Below are 6171 nucleotides of genomic sequence, written 5' to 3' on the forward strand. Positions count from 1 at the left end.
GGTTGAGTCTAGCCAACCCCAACTAATGCGAGAAATTCATTTGCCTAATTGGTGGTCATTAATAGCACTGATTCCCAAATTGCAGGCACAAAAAAAGGCAGCCCGTGGCTGCCTTTTTGGAGAAGCTGCCTGTTATTTACAGGGCAACTACGTTCTCCGCCTGAGGACCTTTCTGGCCCTGAGTCACGGTGAACTCGACCTGCTGGCCTTCAGCCAGGGTCTTGAAACCTGAACCGGTGATGGCGCTGTAGTGAACGAAAACGTCCGGGCCGGACTCACGGGTAATGAAACCAAAGCCTTTTGCTTCGTTGAAGAACTTAACAGTACCGGTAGTAGTAGACATACTTTATATCCTGAACTCAATAATTTATCTATCGCCGCCCGACATGGGCAAGCAGCGTTTGCGGAAAAACAGAATTGCGTAATCAAAAACAGGACGATGCACTACGAACTACGGCGGGATACGTCTTATTCATGAAATGCTTCACTTATCTTTCCTTGCCGACGAACTTTACTCCTTGTTACGAAGAAAGCAAACACTTTTTTCAGACGGTAAGTAGAGATACCGAGACCGGCTAGCCGTCAGACGGGAAAACCAGCGTTTTCAAGCCCTCAGCAGCACATAACTGTAGAATCCGGCAGCCGTCATGAGGATGGAGCCCACCACATGGACCAGGACGCCGGCAATCGCCATGCCCCATTTTCCGGCCTGAAGGGCCGCCAGCATTTCCAGCGAAAAGGTGGAGAAGGTGGTCAGCGCCCCGCACAGACCGGTAACCGCAAACAGCCGCCATTCCGGTGACAGCGTCGTGCCGTGGCTGAAATAACCGATCAGCAGACCCGCGAGGCCGCCGCCCACCAGGTTGGCCGCCAGGGTGCCCAAGGGAATGGCATGACCGGGGCCGTTCAGCCACAGGCCAAGGAACCAGCGCAGATTGGCACCCAGTACAGCACCGAGACTGACGGCGACAACGGACATCCACATGACGGCATCGACTCCTGGTTTGGCATGAAAAAGGGGCCACAACGGCGTGTGCCGGGGCCCCTGCTGGTGCGCTGTCAGCTGCCCTGCCCGCCAACGACCGAGAGTAACCAAGGCCGGCGGCGGGCTCAAGCGCTTCAGGCCGCGTTATGGTTGATGACCGAGTCCTTCTTCTGGGCGAAGGCGTCGAACTCGAAGTCGTCGACGCTGATCATGTCCAGCACATTGGCCTCATAGGTCCGCATGAAGTCGGCTTCTTCCTTGGACAGGATATCGGCCTTGAGGGCGGCTTCGAAGCGCTCCTCCGGATGCAGCGCTGTGGTGGGCAGCTCACCCTTGGCATAGGCCTTGTTGACCTTGCGGTAGAGTTTCTCGGCCTTGTCGTAATCCTTCAGCAGGTCGTTGTAGCGGGCAACCGGATTCTCCTCCGGACCATCGCTGTGGCTGTGCCAGATATTGGCCAGCAGCTTGCTGCGGATGGGGGTGTCGGTGGACACCGCCCGCGCCAGGGCCCGGGTGCGGTCGTCGTGGGGTTTGTCCCAGCGCCGTCCCAGCGGCATGGTGATTGCCCTCAGGGTACCGGCCACCCAGCGGTTGGGCAGGTTGTGGAGGAAATCATCCAGCGCCTGCTCGGCCCGATACAGCAGCAGGCCAAGGCTGTACTCCATCAGTTCCTTCTCGCCCTGGGCCGGCTGGGTCTCGTGCCAATGCTTGAGCACCATGGAGGCCAGGTAGAGATTGGAGAGGATGTCGCCAAGACGGGCGGAGATCAGCTCCCGCATCTTGAGCTCGGATCCCAGGGTCACCATGGCGGCATCGGCGCACAGACCGAAGGCAGCGCTGAAGCGAGCCACGCCCTGGGCATAACGGCTGGAGGCACTGTCAAAGGGCACGTCGGCGCGGCCAAGGCCCAGGGCCTGGGTAAGGGCCCGGCCGGCGTTGCCGAAGATCAGGCCGGCGTGACTGAAGAACGCCTGGTCGAACGCCTTGATGTCGTCACGGTCCTTGGCATCCAGCTCCTTGAGAACGTAGGGATGGCAGCGGATGGCGCCCTGACCGAAGATCATCAGGCTGCGGGTCATGATATTGGCACCCTCGACCGTGATGGAAACGGCAGCGCCGCTGTAGCCGATCCCCAGGTAGTTCTTCGGCCCCAGGGTCACGGTCTTGCCGCCGTGCACATCCATGGCGTCGGTCAGTACCGCCCGCTGCATCTCGGTCAGGTGGTACTTGAGGATCGCCGAGGGCACGGCCGGCTTCTCGCCCTTGTCCACCATGTTGGCAGTCTGACTGACCGCCGCCTGGGCGATGTAGGTCTGCGCCGCGATCCGGGCCAGCGGCTCCTGCACACCCTCCATGTCCGCCACCGGGGTGTTGAACTGGCGACGGATGCGGGTGAAGCCACCGGCGGTACCGGCGGCATAGGCGGCGGCACCGGCGGCGCCGGACGGCAGGGTGATGCAGCGGCCCACGGACAGGCACTCCACCAGCATGCGCCAGCCCTCACCGGCCATATCCGGGCCGCCGATGATGTAGTCCAGCGGGATGAATACATCCTTGCCCTTGATGGGGCCGTTCAGGAAGGGGCTGCCGATGGGGCAATGGCGGCGGCCGATTTCCATGCCCTTGGTATCGCGGGGGATCAGGGCGCAGGTAATGCCCAGATCCTTCTTGTCCCCCAGCAAGCCGTCCGGGTCGAACATGCGGAACGCCAGGCCCACGACCGTGGCGATGGGCGCCAGGGTGATCCAGCGCTTTTCGAAGTTCAGCTCCAGGCCGATGACCTCCTTGCCGTCCACCTTGCGCTTCACCACGATACCGGTATCCGGCAGGGAGGTAGCGTCGGAGCCGGCGCGGGGGCCGGTCAGGCCAAAGCAGGGAATGTCGCGACCGTCCGCCAGCCGCGGCAGGTAATGCTTCTTCTGCTCGTCGGTGCCGTACTTGAGCAGCAGCTCACCCGGCCCGAGGGAATTGGGCACACCCACGGAGACCATCAGGGCCTCGTTCATGGACAGCTTCTGCAACACCGCCGACTGGGCCTTGGCGGAGAATTCCAGGCCACCGTACTCCTTGGGGATGATCATGCCGAAGAACTTCTCTTTCTTCAGGTAGTCCCACAGTTCCGGCGGCAGGTCGGCACGCTCCACCGCAATGTCCCAGGCATTGCACATGCCGGCGGCCTTGGCGCACTGGTTGTCCAGGAAGGCCTGCTCCTCTTCGGTGAGGCCGGTGTTGCGGTTGACCAGCAGGTTGTGCCAGTCCGGCCGGCCGGTGAACAGCTCACCGTCCCAGCCCACACTGCCGGCCTCCAGCGCCACTTTCTCAGTGTCGGACACCTTAGGTGCCACCTTCTTGAAGGCGGCGAAGATGCGCGGCGTCAGCCAGCCCTGGCGAAAGCCCGGCAGGCCGGCGGCGGCGGTAATGGCAGCGCCAACCAGCAGCACGAAGGCGAGCCAGCCGGAGGCCAGCACCCAGGACACCACGCCGACACCGGCCATGACGGCAATCGCTGGTTTGGCACCGGCTTCGCGGCGCATCACCACCAGCAGGCCGGCGACGGCAATGAGGAAAAGAATCAGGGTCATCATAGGCAGTCTCTGTCTTCCAAAAGTGAAAATGGCTAATCGGGACTACGACTAAAGTAACGGATTGGATGGGAGCTGGCCAGCGCCGGCCGGCCCCCGTCAGGCTGTCACGATCACCCGGATCCCTTCCAGCGCAAGGCTCGCGCGGCCGATGGCAGCCTCACTGGCGGCCAGCTGCTGGCGGAAAAATGTGATCTCTTCCTCGCGGATCGCCGGATTGTTGCGCTGCAGCGCCTCCAGCCGGCGAATCTCCGGCCCGAACAGCGCCCGCACCCGTTCCAGGGCCTGGGCCTGCAGCGGTTCCAGCTGGCGGTCGGCCAGGCCCTCGGCATGATCCACCATGGTTTCCACTTCGGCGCGGATCTTCGGCACGATGGCCTGGGCGGTGCGGCGGCGGATGTTGGCGCAGAGCTCGTTGAGGCGGTCGTGTGGCAGGGCCTCTGACAGGTTGCGACCGTTGACGTCCACCAGCAGACGCAGCGGCGCCAGCGGCAGGTAGCGGGAAAGCTGCAGCGACTCCGGCGCCGGACAGTGTACGGTGAACAGGGCCTCCAGCATCAGGGTGCCCGCCGGCAGGCTTTTCACCGACAGGCTGGCCAGGGCCGCCTTGCCCAGCTCGGAACTGGTGACCGCGTCCATGACGCCGGTGACCATCGGGTGCTCCCAGCTCAGGAACGCCAGGTCCTCCCGCTCCAGGGCCTGGCCCCGGTCCCAGGTGACCGTGACACCGTCCTCCGGCAGTTCCGGGAAGTGCCCGGTCAGCATGTGGTCGCCGGGCTTGAGCACATCGGACTGGTCCGAGTGGTATTCCACCTCCACCCCGAAAATGTCGAAGGCCTCGGCCATGTAGCTTCGGGCGCCCGCTTCCGCTTCCTCTTCCTCGATGCGCCCGATCAGCTCCGCGGCCCGGGCGGGACGGCAGGAATTGAGTTCGATCAGGGCGTCACGACCGCTGTCCAGAAGCGCCCGCAGGTGCGCCGCCTCGCGGGCGGTGGCCTCGGTCAGAGCGGTGGTATCGCGGACCTCCCCGGCCAGCGCCGCCTGCCAGTCCGCCAGCACACGCTCCCGCACCGCGACCCCGATGGAGTTGCTGCGGGTAAAGGCCTGCAGGCCCTCGTGCAGCCAGTGGAACTGCACCGCCTGGGCGGTCTGCTCCAGGTAGGGCACGTGTATGTCGATGGCTTCGGCCTGCCCGATACGGTCGAGCCGGCCGATACGCTGCTCCAGCAGGTCGGGGTTGGCGGGCAGGTCGAACAGCACCAGATGGTGGGCAAACTGGAAATTGCGGCCCTCGCTGCCGATTTCCGAACAGATCAGCGCCTGGGCGCCCTGCCCGCTCTCACCGAAATAGGCCGCCGCCCGGTCCCGCTCCACCAGACTCAGGTGTTCATGGAAGGCGGCACTGCGAATACCGGCCCGCAGCTGGAGGTGGTACTCCAGCGCCATGGCCGTCTGGGCGTGGGCGCAGATCACCACCACCTTGGCCGGGCGCAGCCGGACCAGGGTCTGCTCCAGCCACCGGACCCGAGGGTCTTCTGCCAGCCAGCGCTCCTCATCGGCTCGGGTTTCCGGCGTCAGGCCGGCTTCGCCGAACAGCTCGCCACCATCCTGGTAGAGCGCAGGGCATGGCAGCGGCGAGGGGTGCAGACGGCGCTCCGGAAAACCCTTGATGGCCGCCCGGGTATTGCGGAACAGCACCCGGCCGGTGCCGTGGCGGTCCAGCAGGGCGTCAATGATGGCGGGCACCGGCTCGGATTCGGCCATCAGTACGTCCAGTTCCGGCCCCAGCCACTCTTTCAGCACTTTCTGCTGGTCGGCATCGGGGCGGCCGGAACCGGCCCGGAGCCCGGCCACCACCTGGTTGATGCGCTGGTAGTTCTCCTCCTGGGCGCGAAAGGCCTCGAGATCGGGGAAACGGGCAGGATCCAGCAGTCGCAGGCGGGCGAAGTGGCTGGTGACCCCCACCTGCTCCGGCGTGCCGGTCAGCAGTAACAGGCCCCGGGTCTGGGCCGCCAGGGATTCGATGACCTGGTATTCCACACTGGCGTCGTTCGGTGCCCAGGCCAGGTGATGTGCCTCGTCCACCACCATCAGGTCCCAGCCGGCAGCCAGGGCGTCACTGCGGGCGGTGGGGTGGCTGGTGAGAAAGTCCAGACTGCACAGCACCAGCTGCTCGGCCTCGAACGGATTGGCCGGGGCCTCATCGGCGTCGGTGGCCAGTTCCTCGTCGGCGGGCAGGGTTTCGGCGTCGTAACGGGCGTTGTCCACAATGGCGAAACGCAGGTTGAAGCGACGCAGCATCTCCACCAGCCACTGGTGCATCAGAGATTCCGGTACCACTACCAGCACCCGCCGCGCCCGCAGGGTATGGAGCTGGTAGTGCAGAATCAGCCCCGCCTCAATGGTTTTACCAAGCCCCACCTCGTCCGCCAGCAGCACCCGGGGCGCGTAGCGCTGGGCCACTTCGTGGGCGATGTAGACCTGGTGTGGGAGGTGCTGGGTGCGGGCGCCGATGAGCCCCTGTACCGGTGAACCACGCAGGCGGTCCAGGTGGTTGAGGGTCGCCACCCGGAGCCGGAAAGCCCCGTTGCGGTCGAACTGGCC

General features: G+C 64.5%; 4 protein-coding genes. All 4 read right to left on the reverse strand.

What is annotated here, in order from left to right:
* Positions 1-136: 136 nt before the first annotated feature.
* Entirely contained in the window at positions 137-343 is a 207-nt protein-coding gene (locus tag R3280_RS09190; RefSeq protein WP_152205488.1) for a cold-shock protein, read from the reverse strand.
* A gap of 261 nt (positions 344-604) precedes the next feature.
* Entirely contained in the window at positions 605-985 is a 381-nt protein-coding gene (gene crcB, locus R3280_RS09195) for a fluoride efflux transporter CrcB (protein WP_318998303.1), read from the reverse strand.
* Positions 986-1119: 134 nt separating this feature from the next.
* Positions 1120-3567: an acyl-CoA dehydrogenase gene (locus R3280_RS09200; protein ID WP_318998305.1), complete on the reverse strand. Its 2448-nt coding sequence runs from the start codon at positions 3565-3567 to the stop codon at positions 1120-1122.
* A 99-nt stretch (positions 3568-3666) separates the two neighbouring features.
* Positions 3667-6171 (reverse strand): RNA polymerase-associated protein RapA (gene rapA, locus R3280_RS09205; protein ID WP_318998304.1); only part of this gene is annotated, 2505 nt, incomplete at its 5' end.

Origin of the sequence: Marinobacter sp. (assembly GCF_033722195.1) — a bacterium.
Lineage (GTDB): Bacteria > Pseudomonadota > Gammaproteobacteria > Pseudomonadales > Oleiphilaceae > Marinobacter.